At 42.6% G+C, this 22,495-nt stretch carries 22 protein-coding genes and 1 pseudogene; 18 read left to right on the top strand and 5 right to left on the bottom strand.

All coding sequences use genetic code 11. The features are described 5' to 3' along the window. The first annotated feature begins 154 nt into the window (after positions 1-154). The 6 genes from FKN08_RS04820 (at position 155) to rmf (ending at position 7,563) form a co-directional block, all read left to right on the top strand. Positions 155-697, top strand: coding sequence for a cell division protein ZapC (locus tag FKN08_RS04820; protein ID WP_005396505.1), 543 nt, complete (start codon positions 155-157; stop codon positions 695-697). A 488-nt stretch (positions 698-1,185) separates the two neighbouring features. Next, positions 1,186-3,306 carry a bifunctional 23S rRNA (guanine(2069)-N(7))-methyltransferase RlmK/23S rRNA (guanine(2445)-N(2))-methyltransferase RlmL gene (gene rlmKL, locus FKN08_RS04815; protein ID WP_005396504.1) on the top strand — a complete coding sequence of 707 codons (2,121 nt, stop codon included), beginning with the start codon at positions 1,186-1,188 and terminating at the stop codon, positions 3,304-3,306. A gap of 21 nt (positions 3,307-3,327) precedes the next feature. Then, entirely contained in the window at positions 3,328-3,570 is a 243-nt protein-coding gene (locus tag FKN08_RS04810; RefSeq protein ID WP_074190119.1) for a glutaredoxin family protein, read from the top strand. Continuing rightward, positions 3,548-5,467 carry an ABC transporter ATP-binding protein gene (locus FKN08_RS04805; protein ID WP_006743219.1) on the top strand — a complete coding sequence of 640 codons (1,920 nt, stop codon included), beginning with the start codon at positions 3,548-3,550 and terminating at the stop codon, positions 5,465-5,467. Before FKN08_RS04810 ends, FKN08_RS04805 begins: the two co-directional genes overlap by 23 nt. 7 nt (positions 5,468-5,474) lie before the next feature. Continuing rightward, the gene (locus tag FKN08_RS04800; protein WP_170891442.1) at positions 5,475-7,208 is read left to right on the top strand and encodes a DUF3466 family protein; all 1,734 of its coding nucleotides are present in this window, start codon (positions 5,475-5,477) and stop codon (positions 7,206-7,208) included. Positions 7,209-7,389: 181 nt separating this feature from the next. Beyond that, positions 7,390-7,563 (top strand): ribosome modulation factor, encoded by a 174-nt coding sequence (gene rmf / locus FKN08_RS04795; RefSeq protein WP_005377453.1) that lies wholly within the window; start codon positions 7,390-7,392, stop codon positions 7,561-7,563. A 120-nt stretch (positions 7,564-7,683) separates the two neighbouring features. Here the strand turns inward: rmf and fabA are convergent, their stop codons facing one another. Continuing rightward, positions 7,684-8,202, bottom strand: a complete 519-nt coding sequence (fabA, locus tag FKN08_RS04790; protein ID WP_005396499.1) for a bifunctional 3-hydroxydecanoyl-ACP dehydratase/trans-2-decenoyl-ACP isomerase — start codon at positions 8,200-8,202, stop codon at positions 7,684-7,686. Positions 8,203-8,272: 70 nt separating this feature from the next. Next, on the bottom strand, positions 8,273-9,913 hold the full coding sequence (locus FKN08_RS04785) for a Lon protease family protein (RefSeq protein ID WP_170891441.1): 1,641 nt from the start codon (positions 9,911-9,913) through the stop codon (positions 8,273-8,275). A 210-nt stretch (positions 9,914-10,123) separates the two neighbouring features. On the opposite strand from FKN08_RS04785, the gene matP reads away from it, so the two are divergent. The 4 genes and pseudogenes from matP to FKN08_RS04765 all read left to right on the top strand — a co-directional run. Then, positions 10,124-10,573: a macrodomain Ter protein MatP gene (gene matP / locus FKN08_RS04780; protein ID WP_005396497.1), complete on the top strand. Its 450-nt coding sequence runs from the start codon at positions 10,124-10,126 to the stop codon at positions 10,571-10,573. A 15-nt stretch (positions 10,574-10,588) separates the two neighbouring features. Then, positions 10,589-10,900: a DUF3634 family protein gene (locus tag FKN08_RS04775; RefSeq protein ID WP_170891440.1), complete on the top strand. Its 312-nt coding sequence runs from the start codon at positions 10,589-10,591 to the stop codon at positions 10,898-10,900. Positions 10,901-11,014: 114 nt separating this feature from the next. Then, a complete protein-coding gene (locus tag FKN08_RS04770) occupies positions 11,015-11,338 on the top strand; it encodes a hypothetical protein (protein WP_104971713.1) in 324 nt (107 codons plus the stop codon). Between the two features lie 130 nt (positions 11,339-11,468). Beyond that, positions 11,469-11,630, top strand: a pseudogene (locus FKN08_RS04765) (DUF3693 domain-containing protein); the annotation flags it as partial. Positions 11,631-11,804: 174 nt separating this feature from the next. Here FKN08_RS04765 and FKN08_RS04760 read toward each other — a convergent pair. The 3 genes from FKN08_RS04760 to FKN08_RS04750 form a co-directional block, all read right to left on the bottom strand. Beyond that, positions 11,805-13,526, bottom strand: coding sequence for an ATP-binding protein (locus tag FKN08_RS04760; protein WP_048626397.1), 1,722 nt, complete (start codon positions 13,524-13,526; stop codon positions 11,805-11,807). Further along, positions 13,516-14,697 (bottom strand): FIST N-terminal domain-containing protein, encoded by a 1,182-nt coding sequence (locus FKN08_RS04755; protein WP_053807426.1) that lies wholly within the window; start codon positions 14,695-14,697, stop codon positions 13,516-13,518. The genes FKN08_RS04760 and FKN08_RS04755 overlap by 11 nt, the downstream gene beginning before the upstream one ends. 113 nt (positions 14,698-14,810) lie before the next feature. Continuing rightward, on the bottom strand, positions 14,811-15,167 hold the full coding sequence (locus tag FKN08_RS04750) for a hypothetical protein (RefSeq protein ID WP_041852960.1): 357 nt from the start codon (positions 15,165-15,167) through the stop codon (positions 14,811-14,813). Between the two features lie 257 nt (positions 15,168-15,424). Between FKN08_RS04750 and ccoN the strand changes: the two genes are divergently transcribed. The 8 genes from ccoN (at position 15,425) to FKN08_RS04710 (ending at position 22,458) form a co-directional block, all read left to right on the top strand. Then, positions 15,425-16,852: a cytochrome-c oxidase, cbb3-type subunit I gene (ccoN, locus tag FKN08_RS04745; RefSeq protein ID WP_005396488.1), complete on the top strand. Its 1,428-nt coding sequence runs from the start codon at positions 15,425-15,427 to the stop codon at positions 16,850-16,852. Between the two features lie 12 nt (positions 16,853-16,864). Beyond that, positions 16,865-17,485 carry a cytochrome-c oxidase, cbb3-type subunit II gene (ccoO, locus tag FKN08_RS04740; RefSeq protein WP_005377475.1) on the top strand — a complete coding sequence of 207 codons (621 nt, stop codon included), beginning with the start codon at positions 16,865-16,867 and terminating at the stop codon, positions 17,483-17,485. Positions 17,486-17,494: 9 nt separating this feature from the next. Next, positions 17,495-17,668 carry a CcoQ/FixQ family Cbb3-type cytochrome c oxidase assembly chaperone gene (locus FKN08_RS04735; protein ID WP_005396487.1) on the top strand — a complete coding sequence of 58 codons (174 nt, stop codon included), beginning with the start codon at positions 17,495-17,497 and terminating at the stop codon, positions 17,666-17,668. Beyond that, a complete protein-coding gene (gene ccoP, locus FKN08_RS04730; protein WP_005377487.1) occupies positions 17,668-18,642 on the top strand; it encodes a cytochrome-c oxidase, cbb3-type subunit III in 975 nt (324 codons plus the stop codon). Before FKN08_RS04735 ends, ccoP begins: the two co-directional genes overlap by 1 nt. 105 nt (positions 18,643-18,747) lie before the next feature. Then, positions 18,748-19,224: a FixH family protein gene (locus tag FKN08_RS04725; RefSeq protein WP_005396484.1), complete on the top strand. Its 477-nt coding sequence runs from the start codon at positions 18,748-18,750 to the stop codon at positions 19,222-19,224. 4 nt (positions 19,225-19,228) lie between these two features. Next, entirely contained in the window at positions 19,229-21,592 is a 2,364-nt protein-coding gene (locus tag FKN08_RS04720; RefSeq protein ID WP_170891439.1) for a heavy metal translocating P-type ATPase metal-binding domain-containing protein, read from the top strand. 15 nt (positions 21,593-21,607) lie between these two features. Beyond that, positions 21,608-21,772: a cbb3-type cytochrome oxidase assembly protein CcoS gene (gene ccoS / locus FKN08_RS04715; RefSeq protein WP_012841826.1), complete on the top strand. Its 165-nt coding sequence runs from the start codon at positions 21,608-21,610 to the stop codon at positions 21,770-21,772. An 8-nt stretch (positions 21,773-21,780) separates the two neighbouring features. Further along, entirely contained in the window at positions 21,781-22,458 is a 678-nt protein-coding gene (locus FKN08_RS04710; protein WP_006742590.1) for a sulfite exporter TauE/SafE family protein, read from the top strand. The last annotated feature ends 37 nt before the right edge of the window (positions 22,459-22,495 follow it).

The raw sequence follows: 22,495 nt of genomic DNA, 5'->3' as shown, positions 1-22,495 counted from the left end.
ACCACTGAAAAATCAGTAGCTATTACATAAAAAAGAGGACTTTGTTTCCTCTTTTTTTTTATCCGTTCGTTTGTAAAATTTAAAAATCACGAGTAGGTAATTAAGCGTCTTACCTCTTTACCACTGATTTAACTAGTCAAGAGAGAACGGAATAATGCTTAAACCCAGCGACAAATGGAATTGGTATTTTGACGAGCAAAAAGCTTGCTTAATGCTGGATCTGGGGGAGGAAATGATTTTCCAAACCAATTTATCCCGAAAATTGTTGGTTAACTGTGCCTTCTCAAACAATGAATTTACCGTTGATGACGCCAGTGCATTCCAAACGTTTAATGAACGTATTCGATGCCTCGACATCAGTGAATACCGCCAAGCTGAGTTAACACTGTATTGTGTTGCGGCAAAGCGCTTTCATAAACCTGTACAGCCTAAAAGCTGGTTCTTTGACGCACAGTCCTCAGGTTACGAGCCTGAAGAAGGGGACATGGTCTTTCTAACAAACCAATATTCTGATGGCATGTTCATCGTGTTAGAACCAGGCGAGACGTCGAGCTTATGTGCTTACGTTAACCAAGAAGCGTTTGTGCTTGATGGCAATAAGGCGCTTCAGTTTGGGCAGCCGATTAAAGTAATGCATGACCGCATGGCTTGTGCAAATCACCTCTTTGCAATAACCCCTATGGCAATGGTGGGGTAAACCTGTTTAATTTTTTCTTTATTTCGTTCCTTTGTTTGCATTAGTCGACCTCGTTAGGTCGATTTTTTTTGTCCTTTCCTTTGATACTAGATCCCCATCAGCCATGAAACTGTATGTTTTCTATGCATGCAAACATGAAGTTGGTCACTTTTATTTTACTTATTTCAATCTGATGACTCCCTTAACTAGGCAACCTAGCGCTTAAAATGACCCCATTTATTCCCCTATAAGGCAAAAATGTAAGTAACTTACATCAATAATCACTGCCTGGTATATACCAAAATTTATGTAAATAAGTATTCACTTCTTTCCAAGGGAACAAAATTTCGTTCGTGAATAAAAAATACTCAAATTGAAGATGTTGAAAGTTTCAGATCATTTTGTTGGTGATGATTTGAACTAACAGGTGGGGAAATTCCTTTAAAAACGAGGCATTGATCGTAAAGTCAGGTATAATTGAAGCCATTTTTTATCAGCGAAAGAACACTATGAATCAATATCTCGCGGTAACTTCAAATGGCATGGAAAATTTGCTTGTTGAAGAACTGACTAAACTAGGCATTGAAAATGCGAAACCAGTACAGGCAGGCGTAAAATTTAAAGCGACAAACGAACAGGTTTATCGCTGTTGTTTGTGGAGCCGTTTAGCGTCTCGATTTGTACGTGTTTTATCTGAGTTCACGTGTAACAACGACATGGACTTGTATTTATCTACATCTGCTATTAACTGGGTTAACCAATTTCATAGCTCTAAACGTTTTGTTGTGGACTTTAACGGCACAAACCGTGAGATCAGAAATAGCCAATACGGTGCGATGAAAGTCAAAGATGGCATCGTAGATTGCTTTGAAAATAAAGGTTTGCCGCGTCCCAACATCAGTAAAGAACGCCCAGATGTTCGTATTCACGTTCGTTTGCATAAAGATAAAGCGTTGCTTGGGATCGATATGGTAGGCAGTGGTTTGCATCAGCGTGGCTACCGACCAGAATCGGGTCGTGCCCCGTTACGTGAAACGCTTGCTTCTGCGATTATCATGCGTTGTGGCTGGGATGGGCATCAACCATTACTCGATCCAATGTGCGGTTCTGGTACTTTGCTTATTGAAGCTGCGATGATGGCTGCCAACATGGCTCCTGGCGTTAAGCGAAAGCAATGGGGTTTCGAAGTGTTGGAAGACTTTGAACCAGAGACTTGGGCAGAGATTAAATCAGAGGCTAATGTTCAAGCTAGACGAGGTGTCAAGAAAGTTGACGCTAAGTTTTTTGGCTTCGATAACGACCCTAAAGTATTAAAAGTTGCTCAAGAAAACGCGCGCAGAGCAGGCGTTGAAGAATTGATTGAGTTCGCACAAGGTGATGCTGCAACCATTACTCGTCCTGCAGGATTCGAACACGGTGTTATCGTTTCAAACCCACCTTACGGTGAACGTCTAGGAACTGAGCCGGGGCTAATTGCGCTCTACACCGCATTTGGTGGACAGCTAAAATCTGAGTTTGGTGGATGTAAAGCCTCTATCTTCTCGAGTTCAGACGAGCTGCTGAGCTGTCTTCGTATGCGTGCTGATAAACAATTTAAATTGAATAATGGTGCGTTACCTTGTCACCAAAAGAACTACAGTATTGCAGAGCGCAGTGCTGATGAGGTGAAGGGTGCTGATACTAATGTTCAAATCGCACCAGACTTTTCAAATCGTTTAAAGAAAAACATTGGCAAGATTGGCAAGTGGGCTCGTAAAGAGAAGCTTGATTGCTACCGAATCTATGACGCTGATCTTCCTGAATACAATGTGGCGATAGACGTATACGGCGATCAAATCGTAATTCAAGAGTATGCTGCGCCAAAAAACATTCCAGAAGAAAAAGCAAAACGTCGCCTAACGGATATCATTCGTGCAACGATTCAGGTGACAGGTGTAGAGGCGAACAAAGTAGTACTTAAAGTTCGTGAAAAGCAGAAGGGTCGCAGCCAATACCAAAAATTAGGTCAGGTATCAGAGACGCTTGAAGTAAACGAGTACGGTGTGAAGCTGATCGTAAACCTTCATGACTACCTAGACACTGGCTTGTTCTTGGATCATAAGATCACTCGTCGTCGCTTAGGTGAAATGGCGCAAGGTAAAGATTTCTTAAACTTGTTTGCATATACTGGGAGTGCGACGGTTCACGCAGCGGTTGGTGGCGCTCGTTCTACAACGACTATTGATATGTCAAATACCTACTTGAACTGGGCGAAAGACAATATGCAGCTTAACGGTTGTGTAGGACGTCAGCATCGCTATGAACAAGCAGACTGCTTGCAATGGCTAGAAAACGCGAAAGGTGAGTACGACTTGATCTTTATTGATCCACCTACGTTCTCTAACTCTAAGCGTATGGAAACATCATTCGACGTACAACGTGACCACATTAAACTGATGAAGAATCTTAAACGTTTACTAAGAAGTGAAGGCACTATCGTATTTTCAAATAACAAGCGCCACTTCAAGATGGATGAAGAGTCACTGGCCGAACTTGGCTTGAAGGCTCAGAATATTTCTTCTCAAACGTTACCATTAGATTTTGCGCGTAATAAACAGATTCATAACTGTTGGCTAGTAACGCACGCGTAGTATAAACAAAAGGATTAATACGTGCTGATATTGTATAGCACGGAGGGATGCCATCTTTGTGAGATGGCATTTGCTCTAGTAGACCAAATTGGTTTGGCCGAGCAAACAGATATCATTGATATTGCGTTCGATGATGCACTGTTTTCTCGTTACGGCGTCACAATACCCGTATTAAAGTATCAAGATTCTGAGTTGAACTGGCCGTTTGACTTAGAACAACTCACACATTGGTTGGATAATAATGGCATTACTTACCATTCATAACGCACAACTTGCATTTGGTGACCACCCATTACTGGACAAAGCGGAGTTCGCTCTTCAAGAAAACGAACGCGTTTGTTTAGTGGGTCGCAACGGAGCAGGTAAGTCCACGTTAATGAAAGTGCTTGCCGGCGACATTTTGTTGGACGACGGCAAGATTCAAATCACTCAAGACGTCGTTGTTTCTCGACTTGAACAAGATCCACCGCGTAATCAAGAGGGTACGGTTTACGAATACGTATCTGGCGGTTTGGCTGAAATCGGCGAACAACTGAAGATCTATCACGATCTTCTCGATCTTGTTGCTCAAGATCCGAGTGAGAAAAACATCAACCGTTTAGCCAAGGTTCAAGAGCAGCTTGACCATTCTAATGCTTGGCGTTTTGATGACCGTGTTAAGAACGTACTTGGTGCTTTAAAACTAAGTCCAGAAACTAAACTGACCGATTTATCCGGTGGTTGGCAACGTAAAGCCGCTTTAGCTCGCGCGCTGGTTTGTGACCCTGATGTATTACTTCTTGATGAGCCAACAAACCATCTTGATGTAACAACTATCGAATGGTTAGAGAACTTCTTAAAAGACTTCAAAGGCTCGATCATCTTTATTTCTCACGACCGTGCGTTCATCAAATCAATGGCAACACGCATTGTTGATTTAGATCGCGGGCAATTAGCTTCTTTCCCTGGTGATTACGACAACTACCTAGAAGAAAAAGAAGAGATGCTCCGCGTTGAAGAAATGCAGAATGCTGAATTCGACAAAAAGCTTGCTCAAGAGGAAGTTTGGATTCGGCAGGGCATTAAAGCACGCCGAACTCGAAATGAAGGTCGTGTACGCGCATTGAAGAAACTTCGTGAAGAGCGTCGCGATCGCCGGGATGTCCAAGGCAAAGTTAACCTTAATATCGATGATGCTTCACGTTCAGGGAAAATTGTATTTGAAGCAGAAAACATATCTTTTGCTTACGAAGGCAAGACAATCGTCGACAACTTTAGCTTTAACATTATGCGCGGTGACCGTATTGCACTTATCGGACCAAATGGCTGCGGTAAGAGTACGGTACTTAAATTGCTATTAGGGCAATTGGAAGCGCAGTCTGGTCGTTTACACTGCGGAACAAAATTAGAAGTCGCGTACTTTGATCAGTACCGAGAGATTTTGGATCCAGAAAAGACAGTGATCGATAACTTAGCGGATGGGAAACAAGAAGTAATGGTTGGGGGACGTCAGCGTCATGCGCTGAGTTATCTTCAAGACTTCTTATTTGCACCTAAGCGCGCAAGAACCCCGGTTAAGGCACTCTCTGGTGGTGAGAAAAACCGATTACTGCTAGCTCGTATCTTGTTGAAACCAAACAACTTACTTATTCTTGACGAACCAACCAACGATTTGGATATCGAAACGTTGGAACTTTTAGAAGAAATGCTTGCCAACTATCAGGGCACGTTGCTTTTAGTTAGCCACGACCGAGAGTTTGTTGATAATACTGTTACCACAAGCTGGATCTTCGAAGGGAACGGAGTGATTGAAGAGTTTGTTGGTGGTTATCACGATGCAAGACAGCAGCGTGAACAGGTATTGGCGGTTCGTCAAGCGGTTGAAAAGCCAGCGAAAAAAGAAAAAGTGGTTGAGGAAACTCCCAAAACAACTCAACCTAAGAACAACTCGAAGAAGTTATCGTATAAGCTGCAAAGAGAATTAGAAGCTCTACCAGCTAAACTAGAACAATTAGAGTCGGATATCGAGGGCCTTCAGGAGCAAGTGAACGATCCAGAGTTCTTTGCTAAACCTGTAGAGCAAACTCAGCCGGTATTGGAACAGCTTGCTGCACTAGAGCAGGAGTTGGAAATCGCATTCGAGAGATGGGAAGAACTCGAAGCAATGCAACAGGATAGTTAAGAATTCAATGAATTGTAGTAATAAATTCAAATTGACCGCCATTGCGATGATGGTTGGTACCACAATGAACGCACAGGCGGCATTGTATCAAGTGGTTGAGGTTTCACCTCAGGATCATGGTTCAAACGGTGACTACCAAACGGCTTACGGCGTTGCAATTCAGCAAGGTGATGCGGGTACAGATCCTTCAACAGGTTCCCCTTTCGCTTTGGGCTGTTTTGATGCAGCAGCAAACTGTACACCAGACCAATTTAAGCTTGCGATGGAAACTCGCACAACACCGATTTCAGCGACACAAGCCGTGGATGGGAACAGCTATCGTGAGGAAATTCCATTTGGATTGGACGCGGGCTTTTATTACATCCAAGAACTCAAAGATTTTGAACGTTACTGTTATAACCAGCTTCGCTATTCTACTTGTGACTCTTGGGCTTCTGTAAACTGGACCCCATGGAACAAAGAGCGTAGTAAAGACTTTACTTCTAATGCGTTAGCATTTGTAGAAGGCGATTCTGCTGCTTATAAAAATGAATATAACAATGTTATCAATCAGCTTACCGAAGATGGTGAAGCTGTCGGTAATCAAAGTAAAGTCAGCAGTGAAAACCAGTCGACACTGGAAACAAGAAATACAGTCGTAGCACCTATTGAACCAAATTTTGTTACAGGTGATAACGACGCAAGCGTTGTGCAAAGCCACGCTTGGAAAACCGATGGCACTTTTACCGTTGGTAGTGTATCTCGAACGGCAAGCAATACCAATGGCGCTCACCACACATCGAAAGCAGCTATTTGGGATCAAAGTGGAACCGTCAGTGAGTTGGCTTGGCCAAGTGGCACATCTAAAGATGGAGAAAGACTGGCTCAAGGAAGCATGCGTGACCTTGTCACAGATGGAACGACGGTTTACGGCGTGGGTTACAACACATACAGTGATGATAACTATCTGAATGCTACTGTTTTTGTCGGAACCCTAGAGGCAGAAGGTAGCGTTGAAAACGCAACTTGGAAAAACAAAGTTGTTGTAGGAGCGAGACAGCGTGAGGGCGATGATACGGTTCATACAAACTCACGATTAACCGATGTTAACTCAAATTTTGTTGCTATTGGTGAAGCAAAACGTTCGGGCGGATACTTAATGCCAACGGGCTCTGCTCCAAATCGTCTCTTTATCGTAAATGATGTTCGTAAGGATTCTATTAACGCTTTTTACCCAACTACAGGTATTTTCTTTAGCGGTGCAGGCGGTAAGATGGGCGGTATCAACTCTTACAATGAAATCGTTGGGCAACTTGATGCGGAAACGACGCGTGAAGACGATGGCAAGCCACGTCGTAAGCGCGGTTTTATCTACCCATACAGTGTAGGTGGTGAGACTAGTGAACGTGCTTCAACACTATTTAATGGAAAAGCTTGGTTCCTAGATAGTTTGACTAATGGCGGTGACTACTCTGAACAAAACAACCAGTTCCGTATTCTTGACGCAACCGATATCAACGATGCAGGTGTGATTTCTGGTACCGCGATGAAATGTGCTGGCGGTTACAGTACAACAGCAAACAATGCGACATGTAGTTCTGATGAGCAAATCGTAGCCGTAAAATTGGTGCCTATTGCAGGTGCGACTGAGAAGGACATTGTGTCTCGAAGCGTTGACTCAACGACAACAGAGCGTCAAGGTGCAGGCCTTGGTTGGTTAGCTTTGACCATGCTTGGATTGTTTGGGTTCCGTAGAAAATAGTCAAAAATCGTCAGTAATTTTTAAATCAAGCAGAGGCTCACACATTTGAGCCTCTGCTTTTTTTATGCCTTGAGAAATCACTCAACTTGATCGATTCTTATAAGTGGAGTCATAAAAACTCCATCAAAGTTTCACAATAACAGCTGTACGTTAGTAAATGGACCTGTATGAGGAATTAACTATGAAGAGACAAAAGCGTGATCGCCTAGAACGAGCTCAATCTCAAGGCTATAAAGCTGGGTTGAATGGAAGGTCTCAAGAGGCTTGCCCATATCAACAAGTTGATGCTCGGTCGTATTGGTTAGGTGGTTGGCGTGATGCCAGAGATGAAAGACAATCTGGTCTCTACAAATAAACTCTCCACATACAAAAAGAAGGATTCGAAAGGGCTCTAAGGAGCCTTTTCTACATTTATAGACTAGGCAAACAAAAAGGCCCCTAAATAGGAGCCTTTATAAATCGATTAAAGTCGTGATTAGAAGTTTGAAGTGTCTTGGAACAAACCAACTTTCAAATCTTTCGCAACGTAGATTTCTTTGCCATCTACGCATACACGACCGTCAGCCAAACCCATTACTAGTTTACGATTTACGACGCGTTTCATATGGATTTCGTAGGTTACTTTTTTCGCCGTCGGTAGGATTTGGCCTGTAAACTTCACTTCACCAACACCTAGAGCGCGACCTTTACCTTTACCGCCAACCCAGCCAAGGAAGAAGCCAACAAGTTGCCACATCGCGTCAAGGCCAAGGCAGCCAGGCATTACTGGATCACCAGGGAAGTGGCAATCAAAGAACCACAAATCTGGAGTAATATCCAATTCCGCCAAGATCAAACCTTTACCAAAATCGCCCTCTGTCTCAGACATTTTAGTAATACGATCCATCATTAGCATGTTTGGCGCAGGAAGCTGAGGGTAACCAGGCCCAAACAGTTCCCCTTGGCTAGAAGCAAGTAGATCGTCACGGTTATAAGAATCACGTTTGTTTTGCATTATCAATTACTCCAATTTTTGATAGCTGCATCTTAGTGAACACGTGTACGCTAAACAACTCCGATCAGTACTAGACAAACCAGTTTTTGATGCGCTGCACAATTCCTTCTGGATGCTCATGTCTTTCAAAGTTTTCAATACGTTCCGCTATTTTGCCAATAATGCTCTCGTCTTCGCCTCTAAAAGGTTTATTCATAACAATCGGAATAGCTTCATCTACCGTAGAGACGGACCAAATATGGAACTCACCATTTTTAATGCTTTCTATTACATCTTTATGTAATGCAAGGTGTTTAAGGTTTGATTTCGGCATGACAACGCCTTGATTTCCCGTAAAACCCTGATGTTTACAAACCTGATAAAAACCTTCAATTTTCTCGTTCAAGCCACCGACTGCTTGCACTCGACCAAACTGATCGACGGCTCCTGTAACCGCAACTTGTTGATTAATTGGAGATTCAGATAACGCACTCACCAAGCAACAAAGTTCTGCGAGAGATGCGCTGTCACCGTCAACTTCACTATAAGACTGTTCAAATACGATCGAGGCAGAGTAAGGCAGAGGTTCATCTAATTTTAGAGCAGAGCTTAAGAAAGCTTGCATAATCATCATGCCTTTCGCATGTAGATTGCCGCCAAGTTCAGCTTTGCGCTCAACATCGGAAACATCGCCATCACCAAAGTGAATTACACACGATATTCTGGCAGGCTCACCATAGCTCACAGGGTGTCCAGCCATATCGATGACGGTTAGGCCATTGATTTGGCCAACTTGCTCCCCAGTTGTCTCAATGATGACTTGTCCATCTAAAATATCGTACACGGCACGCTGAGGAAGATAGGATTCGCGGTAATACTTGTCGTCAATCGCTTTATCTAATGACTCGTAATCTAATGTTTGGCCATCACTGAACTGGCTGGCAAGTGTTAGAAGTTGAGAATGCCACATTACACCTAACGGCAAATAATGTTGATCTTCAGTAAATCTCATACCAGCTAGCAACAGTCTTCTAAAGCCACATTCCGTTAAGTGAGGCATCTGATATTGAGAACATATCCAGTTCACCAAACCAAAGTAATCTGTCAAATTCTGCTCTGACAAATGAATATCTTCTTCAACTTCGGTATACATGGCAAAGCCTGAACAAAAGTCCTCGTCGATATATTCTAGCTCTGCTAACTGACTTCTTTCCCCAGTTACAATCAGTTTTACATCATAAGCTTTAGATGGCGGTACTGAAGTAGGTAAGCGAGTAGGGCTTAGGTTCAGTGGCTCGATAAGGTTTTGTTGAATTGCAGACTTTATATTCGGCCAAAGTCCCGGGTTAGCCAGAATGAGATTAGCAGGTACAATCAAATAACCGTCGTCAGCTTGTGAAATCAAGCCTGGTTGGAAGGCAATATCACCACTTACATCAACACTGTAACGGTCAAATAAACGTTTGGCATCAAGTGATTCCGACAAAACAATCGCAGCGTTAGAATGACTCTGAAGAGCTTTACTGATGAAATCTCTATAGACAGAATTATCGACGCAGTTAATGAGTAGCACGCGTGTCAATCCCGACATTTTGGAAAAGCGAGATATCGTTGCCGACATCCTCGGTTGAAGATCAGTAAAAGACTTCTTTGGTAACGAAGGTGCAGACTTTAAAAGTGCTTCGTACTGCTCAAGTGAAGGTGTTACGTCTTGCCAATTAAGTTGGTTCATTAAAATTCATCGTAATTCAATCTTGCCGACATTATAACGAAATGGACTATAACACCCTAGCACCAATTTGGTTCGCTCACGGCATTCAACACTCAATGAACAATACTTAGACAAATGAGTGATCAACATCGATACTTCTAAGAGTTTTATTTGCCCAAGTAAATTATCTGGGTTACGCTGTCACTAGGTTATGTTTATGGGTCGGAATAAATGAAATATCAGCAGCTTGAGAATCTAGAGTGTGGGTGGAAATGGAAGTATCTCATCAAGAAATGGAAAGATGGTGAAGCGATTACCCGACATATTGATACAAGTGAAGCAGATGCCGCGGTTGCAGAGCTAAAACGCCTTGAACACGAACCTACGCTTGTATTAGCTTGGATAGAAAACCACATGTCAGAAGAATTGGACAACAAACTCAAGCAGGCTATCCGAGCGAAAAGGAAGCGTCATTTCAATGCAGAGCAAGTCCATACAAAGAAAAAGTCCATTGATTTAGATTATCGAGTTTGGGAAAAGCTTTCTAGCAGAGCAAACGAGCTCGGTTGTACGTTATCTGACGCAATTGAATATCTACTTTCTGAAGCATCGAGAAGTGAAAAAGCGAGTCAAAAAGTTACCTCAATCAAAGAGGATTTGAGTAAATTGCTATCTAGCTAGGATAGGGAGTGCCAAATGTTATATGTAATCTTAATTGCTGCCATCGTGATCTTTTGGTTGATCGCAGTTGATAGACCAGTGCTAAAAGTAAAGTTTGATAATGGCCATATCAGTAACGTAAAAGGGCATCTACCACCTTCTTTCAAACATAACTTACAAGATATTAGTGAACATAATCCGTTTAGTGGTGAAATGAAGGTATATAGCCAACGAACTGGCATGCGTTTGAGCTTTTCCAAGGACGTTCCCAAAAAAATCCAACAGCGGATTCGCAACGTTTTTCCACATCAAGGTTTCAAAGCGAGCAGAGGCAAGAAGCGAGCTTAATTACATATCAGTTACTTAATCGTGTTAAATGGGACGCAATATAGCGTCCCATTTTCGTATCTATAGAAAAATTATTTATCATTGATTAATCAATAAGATAAACGGACTTAAACTATGCGATACGTTGTAACTTTAATGATCTTTCTCTTTGTAAGTGCTTCAGCTTTGTCTGACGACTCAGAAACGAATCCATTGGCTAAAAAGATTAAAACTAAGATTCAAAGGAAAGCAGACAATAAATTTGATGACTACCAAGGTTATTGTGATGTCATGATAGAGATGGAACACAAAGGTAAAAAAGCGGTAATAAAAAGAGTAACCAGTAGTGGTGACAAAAAAGTTTGTCGGTATGTGAAATCCAACTTGAGGAAAGGAAAACGCTATCGTTATAAATATCCAGAAAAGTATATTCGGCTTCATATAGCCACAGGTTCGTGATTTCAATGTTGATTAGAAGCATCGGGCAGCAAGAGCGCAAAGCTTTCAGACTCGATGAACTAGATGAAAATGAAGTGGCTCTCGTGTAATTGATTGGGAATGCAGGCTAGGTGAGATAAACCAATTAACTCGAAATGATAATCTGCAGATAAAATCAGTATGGGAAGTAATTGCAAAAAAGTTTAATGGGCTTGGATTATCAGGAATCTCAATGGCTTGCACTGGATTAGCCTTAGTGATTGCAAGTCCACAGGAATCACTATTGCAGTGCGCATTATATGTGTTATGTTAAATTGGGAGTGTTCGTACGCCAAATGTTGCCAATGAGCACTCCTATTCCCCTGTGGATTTGAAATTTAAGGTCTCCATCATAACCATTAAACATAATGGCTATTTACCATAAAATACTTAATATAGATCTTAATAATCTATCGATTGTTAAGATCTATATTAATGCTTTTTCTACTTACAGAAATGGCTGTATAGCTTCAAAGATATCTTGTCTTCGAACTGGTTTGGAAATGAATCCATCCATACCTGCGTCAAGGCATTTATCTCTATCACTTTCTAGCGCATGAGCGGTTAATGCGATGATTGGAGTCTTGAAGCCTTTATCTCGGAGAAGCCTTGTTGCAGTAATCCCATCCATCACTGGCATCGAGACATCCATAAGAATCAGGTCGATTAAATCCTCATTTTCCTCTAAGAACGTTAATGCTTCTGCTCCATGACTTGCGATATGAACATTATGACCAAGCTTATTTAAAATAAGCTTTATTACAAACTGATTCGACTCGGTATCTTCGACTACGAGAAGATCCATCGCTTTTATTGGTTGGTTGTTTTCTATTTTAACTGGACGATTTTGATTGCACCGAGTTAAAACGGGAATCTTAATAGTAAATGTTGAGCCGACATGCTCGTCACTTTTAACGATAATCTTGCCGCGCATCATTTCAACTAAATGCTTGGTTATTGCTAGCCCTAGTCCTGTACCACCAAAGCGTCTCGTGATGGAACGATCACCTTGATGAAATGCCGTAAATAGATGTTCTTGCTTGGCTTTAGATATACCAATTCCGGTGTCTGATATTGAAATTACAAGCTCGGAGTCTTGCTCAGATACTGAAACTTTTACTTCTCCTTCATCAGTAAACTTTATTGCATTCCCAATAAGATTAAACAGGATTTGAGATAATCGCGTAGAGTCAATCCAAAACTGTTTGTCGGTAGTTACCATGCAATTGAGTTTAAATTGAAGGCTCTTCTTCTTAGCTATTTGTTTTTGTTGAGAAATAACAAAAGTGACAGTGTCTCTTAAATTAACCCACTGCTCATTGAGTTGAAAGCGACCTGATTCAATTTTTGAGAGGTCAAGGATGTCGCTGATAATCGCGAGAAGCAACTCCGCTGAGCATTCCATTTGGCTCAGGGCATCGATTTGCTCTTCTGATAAGGTGGATTGTTTCAGAATATCGAGCATTCCAAGGACGGAATTTAGAGGGGTTCTAATTTCATGACTCATCATCGCTAAGAATTCTGACTTTGAGCGATTTGCAAGCTCTGCTTCTTCTCTTGCTTTAGCAAGCTGAGTTGTTCGCACTTCAACAATACGTTGTAACTTCTCTTTGGTCTCAATATCGATGACAGCCCTCTCAATTAAAGGCCGAAAGCGTCTTAAGGTTTCCTTATTTTCTATGCTAAAGTGCCCTTTCTTAGCACCAATAAGTAAGATGACCGTTTGTGTTACTTCTGAACGTATGCCCGTTAGGACTACCGAGTTTACATGGCTTTTTATAAAGCTGTTCAGGTTAATAAACTCCGCAAGCCTATCTGGTTCGAACAGCAGAATACATTCGCCATTCAGCGCCCTCTCAGATGCGTTACCGTGTAACCAAGATATGTTATCAAATACACTATTTGTCGATATCAACGTTTTGAAGGGGTACCTCTCATCATCACGAGTTAGAACGATAAAATCATCAAAGTTGATGTACTTCTTAAGGACATTATTTAATCCCGTAAATATCTCGTGCCGGTTTTTTGCTTCACTCATCGCGGATATCGCTGAAAGAATAGCTTTATTCTCATCGGCGAGCAGTCGTTCTCTTTGCCTAGCCTGTTTTAGTTCGACTAACGCTTCTTGCAGCGCTTCCTGTTGGTATATGTCTAAGTATTTATCTTTCATAAGGTTTATGGAATATCGCTGATGAAATCATCAGGTTTCCATGTCCATTCTCACCACCAATAAATCTACCTTGCTCACCAAAAGTAAAAGGGCAAATAAAAGGTAACTGTTCTAGTTCTTGGTTAATTTGTTCACAAACGCTATTCATGTCTTGCATTAAGTGCAACATAGGACCTGCGCAAAAGATGTTTATCACCCCAATTTTTCGAGATTCTTCTAATTTTTGATTAAAGGCTGCATTTACAACTTTAGCGGCGCGTGCAACGAGGTGTTCTCTGCTTCCTTTCATTAAAGTGAGTTCATCACCCTCTTCTATTCGTGTAAATAGCTCAATTCCTCCATCTCGCGTCTCACGAATTGGATGGGACAATTTGTAATATGGACGCTCATAGAGGTGGCCAGCGACACGCCCTAGTGGATAAGCACTCGAGTTTGTAAATAGCAGGTTGTTTTTACCTACTTGGTTATCTTGATGGTTTGTCCACTTTCTATAAACATTGAGGGCCGGTTCGTCATCAATTTCTAGCAAGCACCTATCGTTAGTTTTGGTTGCAACCCCTTTGATATTGGTTGGAGTGTGCCCAGCACTAAAAGCAATATCAACAGGCTGTGAGGAGTAAAATAATGTCAGACTTAAACCTGCAGTTTGAGATCCTTGGGTGGTAATGACAGACCATTTTCCCGCGATATGATTATCAGCGGCTGAACCACCAATAATTGGGATCAGCGTACCAAACCTTTCATCTATAGATGCAATGATTGATTCCTCTTGCCCTGGAGTTGCATGAAGCAGTATTAAGTTTGGCACTTCTCCTACGCGGTTAGCGTTCTCAAGAGCCATATCTAAGGCCCTAGTTACACTGTCACCTGAATCATAGTTAGAAATACCAGTGCCATAAGCATGAGGGCCTGAGTCATAAATTGCGAGCGCCGCAATCACTGGGCCCGTATGAAACCCCTGGTCTGTCATTACTGCTTGGCATGAACTGGCGCCATGAAAAGGCACACCGGGAAAATGCTCAAGAAACGCTTCTCGAATTAACTCGAAGTCGTACTCTTCCGTGTAGTAGCACATCACGTAAGACAAGTTCTGTTGTGTCAGTTCGGACCTAAGCGTTTCTATCGCTGAGTCTTCATCTTTAATATGAGTAAAAACTGATTGGCAATGCATACGATTTTATAATTGGGTATCACTCTGCTGTTATACCATTCCAACCAATTTTCTCTAGGTAAGAAGGTGAAAATTTCATTAAGAAGTTGCGATTATCTCGTGACAGATCGTATTTATAATTGAACTACAACAATGTTTTCGCCTTTTTTAAAGGTGATTTTTTTTGATTCAGGCATTGTGTCCCATTCTATTTTCTTATGCTCTCGATCGAGATTGATAAATTCGCCAGATTGATTTGGATCAATTTTTAGAGTGCTACTTTTTATCGTTTCGAGCGAAATTCCCGTTGAGTCACGATTAATTGTGATTATTTCACCTTCTATTGTTACATCGCATCGTTCTTTTTGTGAACAGTCAATGCTAGTAACGCTCTCGTGTGTAAAGGTACGCCAGAAAAATGCGCCTATTAACACACTGAGCATGATTAAGATTTGTGCAAGTCGCGCCTTTGTTAACTTTTGTGCAGGCATAATTACTAATATCCTTGTTACAAACTTCAAACTTTTTAAATAAAAAATGATTTCCAGGGGGCCAGTAAGGTTACTACCCTGTCATTGAATTGTTAATTCAAGTATAGTGTCACGCTGAAAATGCCACTTTTTATTAAAGTCAGCAATGGAAATAAGGTGATGATAACACTTGAATTCTAGAGTTTACTTGGGTGGTGTTACGACGCAAGTCGTGTTGGAAGTAAAAGTGTAGTTAATTAGAAATTGGAAGCATGCAAATGAGCCAAGTAAAGCAGCTTGAACAAAACTACAACTATACAGTCGTTCGCCAATTTACCCTTGTGACCATTTTATGGGGCATAGTTGGTATGGCTGTTGGTGTTTTGATTGCCGCTCAATTAGTTTGGCCACAGCTAAACTTTGATACGCCGTGGTTGACGTACAGTCGCTTACGTCCACTGCATACTAATGCGGTAATTTTTGCGTTTGGTACCAGTGCTCTGTTCGCAACGTCTTATTATGTTGTACAGCGCACATGTCAAACACGTCTTTTTGGTGGCCCACTCGTTGCCTTCACCTTTTGGGGTTGGCAAGCAATCATCCTGGCAGCAGCCATTACTTTGCCTCTCGGTTTAACATCGGGTAAAGAGTATGCTGAGCTAGAATGGCCTATTGATATCGCAATTGCGCTAGTATGGGTATCATATGCGGTGGTGTTCTTCGGCACACTGGTGAAACGAAACACGTCACACATATATGTGGCAAACTGGTTCTTCGGTGCCTTTATTATCACAGTAGCAGTACTTCACATCGTGAACAGCATGGCTATTCCTGTGTCACTTGGTAAATCTTACTCGATTTACTCAGGCGCAGTGGATGCGATGGTTCAGTGGTGGTATGGACACAATGCGGTAGGTTTCCTACTCACCGCTGGTTTCCTAGGCATGATGTACTACTTCGTTCCTAAACAAGCTGAACGTCCTGTTTATTCTTACCGTCTATCTATCGTTCACTTCTGGGCGCTTATTTCTCTATATATTTGGGCAGGCCCTCACCACCTTCACTATACAGCGCTACCGGACTGGACTCAGTCTCTAGGTATGGTGATGTCGCTGGTTCTATTTGCTCCTTCTTGGGGTGGTATGATCAACGGTATTATGACGTTATCTGGTGCATGGCATAAGCTTCGTTATGACCCTATCCTACGTTTCCTAATCGTTTCTTTGTCATTCTACGGTATGTCTACCTTTGAAGGTCCAATGATGTCGATTAAGACAGTTAACGCACTTTCTCACTACACAGACTGGACCATTGGTCACGTTCACTCTGGTGCGTTAGGTTGGGTTGCGATGGTTTCTATCGGCTCTGTATATCACTTAGTACCTCGCCTATTTGGCCAAGAGCGTATGTACTCTGTTGGTCTCGTGAATGTGCATTTCTGGCTAGCAACAATCGGTACCGTTCTTTACATCGTTGCGATGTGGATCTCTGGTGTAATGCAAGGTCTGATGTGGCGCGCGGTTAACTCTGACGGTACGCTAACTTACAGCTTTGTTGAGTCTGTAGAAGCGTCTTATCCGTTCTACTTTGTACGTTTCTTAGGTGGATTTATCTTCCTATCTGGTATGTTCCTAATGGCATACAACACGTACAAAACGGTAAGTGCACCAAAAGAAAGCCTAAAAGCTATCCCACATCCGGCATAAGGAGATTTAAGAATGAGTAATAATTCTAATAATCGCCACGAAATCTTAGAACGTAATGTCGGTTTGTTGGCTATTTTTATCGTGTTTGCTATCAGCTGGGGTGCTCTTGTAGAGATCACTCCTCTGATTTTCCAAAAGCAAACGACTGAACCTGTAGAGAATCTGCGTGCTTACACTCCTCTGGAGATGGAAGGTCGTGACATCTACATCCGTGAAGGTTGTAACGTTTGTCACAGCCAGATGGTTCGTCCTTTCCGCTCAGAGACTGAACGTTACGGTCACTACTCTGTTGCTGGTGAGAGTGTTTGGGAACACCCATTCCTTTGGGGCTCTAAGCGTACAGGTCCGGATTTAGCTCGTGTTGGTGGTCGTTATTCTGATGAATGGCACCGCGTTCACCTACTAGATCCTCGTGAGCTTGTGCCTGAGTCAAACATGCCAGGTTTCCCGTGGTTAGCTGAAAACGTTTTAGACGGTAAGCTAACTCAGAAGAAACTTGAGCTATTTCGTGATCAGTTCGGTGTTCCATACACTGATGAAGAGATCGCGAATTCGGCTAAAGAAGTAGAAGGTAAAACAGAGATGGATGCAATCATCGCTTACCTTCAGTCTCTTGGTCATGCAATGAAGTAAGGGGATCATATGGATTTCGGTACAATTCATAGTATTTATACCGTTGTACTCTTCGCTAGTTTTATCGGCATCGTATGGTGGGCATTTAGTAAAAAGCGTAAAGCACGCTTTGAAGAAGATGCCAACTTGGTGTTTGCTGACGAAGAACAAACGACCCCAAATAACCAAGGAGTGAAGAAGTAATGACTACATTCTGGAGTCTCTGGATTATCGTGATTACTGTCGGTACGCTGGTAGGCTGTGCGATTCTCCTGACTTGGTGCGCTAAAGATAAAATGGGCGTCGAGGAAGGGGAAGACATGGGCCACGAGTACGATGGTATTCGCGAGCTAAACAACCCTCTACCAAAGTGGTGGACTTACCTGTTTGTAAGCACATTTGTGTTCGCAGCAGTTTACCTTGCCCTATTCCCAGGTCTAGGTAGCTTCAAGGGCTTTTTAAACTGGCAGAGTTCGGCTCAAACCGTTCGCTCACTAGAAGAGTCAAAAGAAGCCATCGCTGCAGCACAAGAGAACAAGCAACTAAACCAATATGCAAAAGAACTGGATGATGCCGACGCTTACTTCGGCGAAGCATTCCGTAAACTCGCGCACAATGACAGTGGTCTACGCCCAATTCCTGAAATTGCGCAAGATCCTGAAGCATTAAAAGTTGGCCAACGTTTGTTTTTGCAAAACTGTTCTCAATGTCACGGCTCTGATGCTCGTGGTCAGAAAGGTTTCCCTAACCTAACTGATGATGCATGGCTATACGGCGGTGAACCAGCTGCAATCGTAACAACCATCATGCATGGCCGTATTGGTCAAATGCCAGCATGGAAAGATGCGCTTGGTGAGCAAGGTGTGCAAGAAGTTGTAAGCTACACACTTAGCCTATCTGGTCGTAAAGTGAATGCTCGTGAAGCAGCGGCAGGTAAAGCACGTTTCGTCGTGTGTGCAGCTTGTCACGGTACTGATGGTAAGGGTAACCCTGCAGTCGGTGCACCTGATCTTACAGACCAAGATTGGCTATTTGGCGACTCTCGTGCAGCTGTAACCGAAACCGTAATGAACGGCCGCTCAGGTGTAATGCCCGCGTGGAAAGACATTTTGGGTGAAGATAAAGTTCAGCTCGTTGCCTCTTATGTCTGGAGCTTAAGTAACTCAGAGAGTAAGTAACTGAGATATTAAGTAACATAGCAATAACAGCCCCTTTCATAGGGGCTGTCTTTCCTTTAAATTTAACGCCTTACATTTTTTCATTTAGCTGTTGAGAACTTTTTTATGGTAAAGCCTTGGTATAAACAATTTTGGCCGTGGTTCCTAATCATCCTTCCTCTTACTGTCGTAGTTTGGACTGTGATTACTGTGGTCGTTTTCTCGAACAACTCTGTTTCTTTAGTCGCCGAGGATTACTATAAAAAAGGCAAAGGCATTAACATCGACATTAGTAAAATGAATGTCGCTCGTGACCTAGGTCTTAACGCAGAGATTTCTTCTGAAAATAACAATGTTGTGATTGTTTTCGCTAAAGGGAAGCTATCTCATTACCCTGCTCTAACGGCCACTTTCACTCATCGTACTCTTCCTGACCGTGACTTTACAAAGCTCGTTACGGCGGATGCATCTGGTAATTACCGCCTAACGGCAGAAGAATCTATTCAAGGCCCTTGGTTTGTCGAACTACAACCACATGACCAACAATGGATGATCCAAGGTAAAGTTGAATTTCCTGCCTCGTCAACACCGTTAATGAAGTAAGCATATGTGTGAATCCTGTTATCACTGTGGTGAAGATGTACCAGCCAACACGGATTTTAAAGTTGATATACTCGGTGAATCCCGCAAGATGTGTTGTCCTGGCTGCGAGACGGTTGCTCAAACCATCGTAGACAGCGGCTTAGTATCCTACTATCAATATAGAACTGCGCCTGCGGAAAAAGCAGATTTAGTACCAGAGCAACTCCAAGCTTTAATTCATTATGATAATGAAGATGTACAATCAGAATTTGTGCGAAATCGTGAAAATGTCTCTGAAGTAACTCTTTCTTTAGAGGGCGTTTCATGTGCAGCTTGTGCGTGGTTAATCGAAAAGCAAGTCTCTAATACGGCTGGGTTAGTGTCTATCCGCGTGAATACAACCACTAACCGCGCGTTACTAGCCTGGGATAACACTCAGGTGCGATTAAGTGAACTCCTATCTGTCATTCATAAACTAGGTTATAAAGCCGCACCATTTGAAGCTGATAAGCAAGAAGCCTCTTATCATCGAATGATGAAGCAATACTTATACAGATTAGGTATTGCTGGTTTAGCTACCATGCAAGTTATGATGCTAGCCGTCGCATTGTATCTAGAAGTTTTTGGTGACCTAGAGCCGGAGTTTAAAAATTACTTTCGTTGGGTAAGTCTGATCTTTGCTACGCCAGTCCTACTCTACTCCGCTCTTCCGTTTTACTTAAATGCGTGGCGAAGCATCAAAGGCCGAACCCTCGGTATGGATGTTCCTGTCTCGATTGCACTTATTTTTGCCTATGTGGCCAGCTTAATAGCAACCGTTACAGAACAGGGCGAAGTCTTCTTCGAATCGATTTCAATGTTCACTTTCTTCCTATTGGTTGGACGATTTTTAGAGATGCGAGCACGTCGCAAAGCTGCTGCGGCGAGTGGTAACCTATTAAAGTTAATCCCAGCGATCGCCACAACGTTGGATGGCGAGCAAATACCAGTGAAAACTCTTAAAGTTGGAGATCGTATTCGCGTCCTTCCTGGCGAACATATCCCAGCTGACGGCAAAGTTATTTCGGGTCGTATTCATATTGATGAATCCATGCTAACGGGTGAATCCGCCCACGTGGTGAAACGAGAAGGCGATGCGGTTTATGCAGGAACATTAAACGGTGATGAGTCATTTGAGCTAGAGGTCATGAGTTCCAAAGCTGACTCAATGATTTCCAATATCGTGCGTTTACAAGATGAAGCTCAACACTCCAAACCTAAAATCGCAGAAATTGCAGACGTTGTTGCTCGTTACTTTGTTGGAGCGATTCTTATTATTTCTGCTGGTACTTGGTTGTACTGGCATCAAACAAAACCAGATGATGCGTTTTGGATCATGCTATCCGTGTTGGTAGCCACCTGTCCATGTGCCCTATCTCTTGCGACTCCAACTGCTCTCACCTGTGCTACCTCTCGTATGGGAAACTTTGGCATTTTGCTTCGTAAAGGTCATGTGTTCGAGACGCTATGTAAGATCAACCACTTAGTTGTAGATAAAACAGGTACTCTAACGAAAGGCGATATTGAGATCTGTGATACAAAAGTGTTGAGTGATCTTCCAAAAGAAGATTGTCTCTCTCTAGCCGCGGCATTAGAAGCTCATGCAAACCATCCTATCGCTCGCTCTTTTGCAAGTTACGCCAATGATGACTTTGTTGTGTATGAAGTGCAAAACGTGATTGGTTCAGGGATTGAGGGGATCTGGAATGGCAAAGTCGTTAAGATAGGCAGTGCGGCTTTTGTTCAAGGAAAGGAAAGCGAAGAAAGCCACGCGGTCTATCTTTCAGTTGATGGCGAGCATGTCGCTAGTTTTTACTACCGCGACCCTATCCGAAAAGAAAGCAAAGCCTTTGTTCAACGTTTTGCCGACGCTGGAATTAAGACAACGCTGCTAACAGGTGACTCTCTCTCAAACGCTCGACCTGTAGCGAATGAAATTGGTATCGATCACGTCGTTGCGTCAGCAAAACCAGAAGACAAACTCGCGTACCTTAAGAGTCTTGATGAAGACAGTATCACAATGATGGTTGGCGATGGCATCAATGACGCACCTACTCTCGCCGGAGCTCATCTTTCTGTTGCAATGGGCGGTGGTACGGATGTCGCTAAAGCATCTGCAGATATGACGTTACTTGGGGATAATCTCGAAAAGCTACTAGAGGCACGTTTGCTTGCACTGCGTACAAGAAAGATTATTCGAGAAAACTTGGCTTGGTCTTTGGGTTACAACCTGTTAATTTTGCCTTTAGCTGCCGCTGGTTTAGTGGCTCCCTACATTGCAGTAGTTGGCATGTCTGCAAGCTCAATTATCGTTGTATCTAACTCTTTGCGCCTGCTCAAAGAGAAATAAGTAGAGAAAGCAAACATGGAAAGTCTTTATATATTGATTCCCATCGCTATCGTTCTCGTTTGTGTTGCTGTTGCCGTTTTTCTTTGGGCAGTAAGAAGTGATCAGTTTGAAGATCTAGAACGACAAGGACATAACATTCTTCTTGATGAAGAAGACAAATCTAATAGTGATAAAAAATAGCAACCTTTATGACTCCTGACTTTATTGGTGCTTTGATGATCGGCCTCGTCGGGGCCGGTCATTGCATGGGAATGTGTGGTGGTATCGCGTCTCTGCTTACCATGGGCTCTTCTACAAGTAAAAGCTCCCCCCTTATTCCACTCTTCTACAACCTAGGGCGATTGAGCAGCTATGCCGTAATCGGTGCATTAGTAGGCGGAGCAATATCAGGTTTATCTGAGCTAAGTGGATTAACGCATTCTCTTGCTTGGTTAAGGCTGATTGCCGCACTGTTCATGATTCTGGTTGCGCTTTATATTGCTAGATGGTGGCAAGGTTTACTGTTAATAGAAAAGTTAGGACAGCACATTTGGCGCTTTATCTCACCTGCTGGTAAGCGTTTGTTGCCATTAAAGCACCCTCTTCATGCTTTACCATTTGGCTTCATTTGGGGCTGGTTACCATGCGGCTTGGTTTATTCTGCGCTAACTTGGTCGGCGGTTTCAGGCAGCGCAATAAACGGTGGTCTTATTATGCTCGCGTTTGGCCTCGGAACACTTCCGGCAATGCTGATTATTGGATATGGTGCCAACCATTTTCAGAAATTACAAAAATCGTTAATATTTAGAAATATTTCAGCATTAATCCTTATTGGGTATGGTTCGTACACTGCTGTAGGAGCCATGGAGTTGCTCGGTTTCATATAACGTTAAACTCTATTGAGGTGACATTTTTGCTACCCTT

The sequence above is a fragment of the Vibrio sp. 1-2 (7-a) genome (assembly GCF_013048515.1).
In the GTDB taxonomy this organism is placed as follows: Bacteria; Pseudomonadota; Gammaproteobacteria; order Enterobacterales; family Vibrionaceae; genus Vibrio; species Vibrio diabolicus.
Note: the sequence above shows the minus strand (reverse complement) of the source record. Positions and strands in the feature narration are given on the sequence as shown.

Bases quoted from the DNA above. Each gene is read 5' to 3' on its own strand.
- rlmKL (WP_005396504.1), top strand. From the start codon at position 1,186: ATGAATCAATATCTCGCGGTAACTTCAAATGGCATGGAAAATTTGCTT.
- FKN08_RS04770 (WP_104971713.1), top strand. From the start codon at position 11,015: ATGCGATACGTTGTAACTTTAATGATCTTTCTCTTTGTAAGTGCTTCA.
- FKN08_RS04775 (WP_170891440.1), top strand. From the start codon at position 10,589: ATGTTATATGTAATCTTAATTGCTGCCATCGTGATCTTTTGGTTGATC.
- FKN08_RS04760 (WP_048626397.1), bottom strand. From the start codon at position 13,526: ATGAAAGATAAATACTTAGACATATACCAACAGGAAGCGCTGCAAGAA.
- FKN08_RS04720 (WP_170891439.1), top strand. From the start codon at position 19,229: ATGTGTGAATCCTGTTATCACTGTGGTGAAGATGTACCAGCCAACACG.
- FKN08_RS04755 (WP_053807426.1), bottom strand. From the start codon at position 14,697: ATGCATTGCCAATCAGTTTTTACTCATATTAAAGATGAAGACTCAGCG.
- ccoP (WP_005377487.1), top strand. From the start codon at position 17,668: ATGACTACATTCTGGAGTCTCTGGATTATCGTGATTACTGTCGGTACG.
- fabA (WP_005396499.1), bottom strand. From the start codon at position 8,202: ATGCAAAACAAACGTGATTCTTATAACCGTGACGATCTACTTGCTTCT.
- matP (WP_005396497.1), top strand. From the start codon at position 10,124: ATGAAATATCAGCAGCTTGAGAATCTAGAGTGTGGGTGGAAATGGAAG.
- FKN08_RS04820 (WP_005396505.1), top strand. From the start codon at position 155: ATGCTTAAACCCAGCGACAAATGGAATTGGTATTTTGACGAGCAAAAA.
- FKN08_RS04710 (WP_006742590.1), top strand. From the start codon at position 21,781: ATGACTCCTGACTTTATTGGTGCTTTGATGATCGGCCTCGTCGGGGCC.
- ccoS (WP_012841826.1), top strand. From the start codon at position 21,608: ATGGAAAGTCTTTATATATTGATTCCCATCGCTATCGTTCTCGTTTGT.
- FKN08_RS04800 (WP_170891442.1), top strand. From the start codon at position 5,475: ATGAATTGTAGTAATAAATTCAAATTGACCGCCATTGCGATGATGGTT.
- FKN08_RS04735 (WP_005396487.1), top strand. From the start codon at position 17,495: ATGGATTTCGGTACAATTCATAGTATTTATACCGTTGTACTCTTCGCT.
- ccoN (WP_005396488.1), top strand. From the start codon at position 15,425: ATGAGCCAAGTAAAGCAGCTTGAACAAAACTACAACTATACAGTCGTT.
- FKN08_RS04785 (WP_170891441.1), bottom strand. From the start codon at position 9,913: ATGAACCAACTTAATTGGCAAGACGTAACACCTTCACTTGAGCAGTAC.
- FKN08_RS04750 (WP_041852960.1), bottom strand. From the start codon at position 15,167: ATGCCTGCACAAAAGTTAACAAAGGCGCGACTTGCACAAATCTTAATC.
- FKN08_RS04725 (WP_005396484.1), top strand. From the start codon at position 18,748: ATGGTAAAGCCTTGGTATAAACAATTTTGGCCGTGGTTCCTAATCATC.
- FKN08_RS04805 (WP_006743219.1), top strand. From the start codon at position 3,548: ATGGCATTACTTACCATTCATAACGCACAACTTGCATTTGGTGACCAC.
- ccoO (WP_005377475.1), top strand. From the start codon at position 16,865: ATGAGTAATAATTCTAATAATCGCCACGAAATCTTAGAACGTAATGTC.
- rmf (WP_005377453.1), top strand. From the start codon at position 7,390: ATGAAGAGACAAAAGCGTGATCGCCTAGAACGAGCTCAATCTCAAGGC.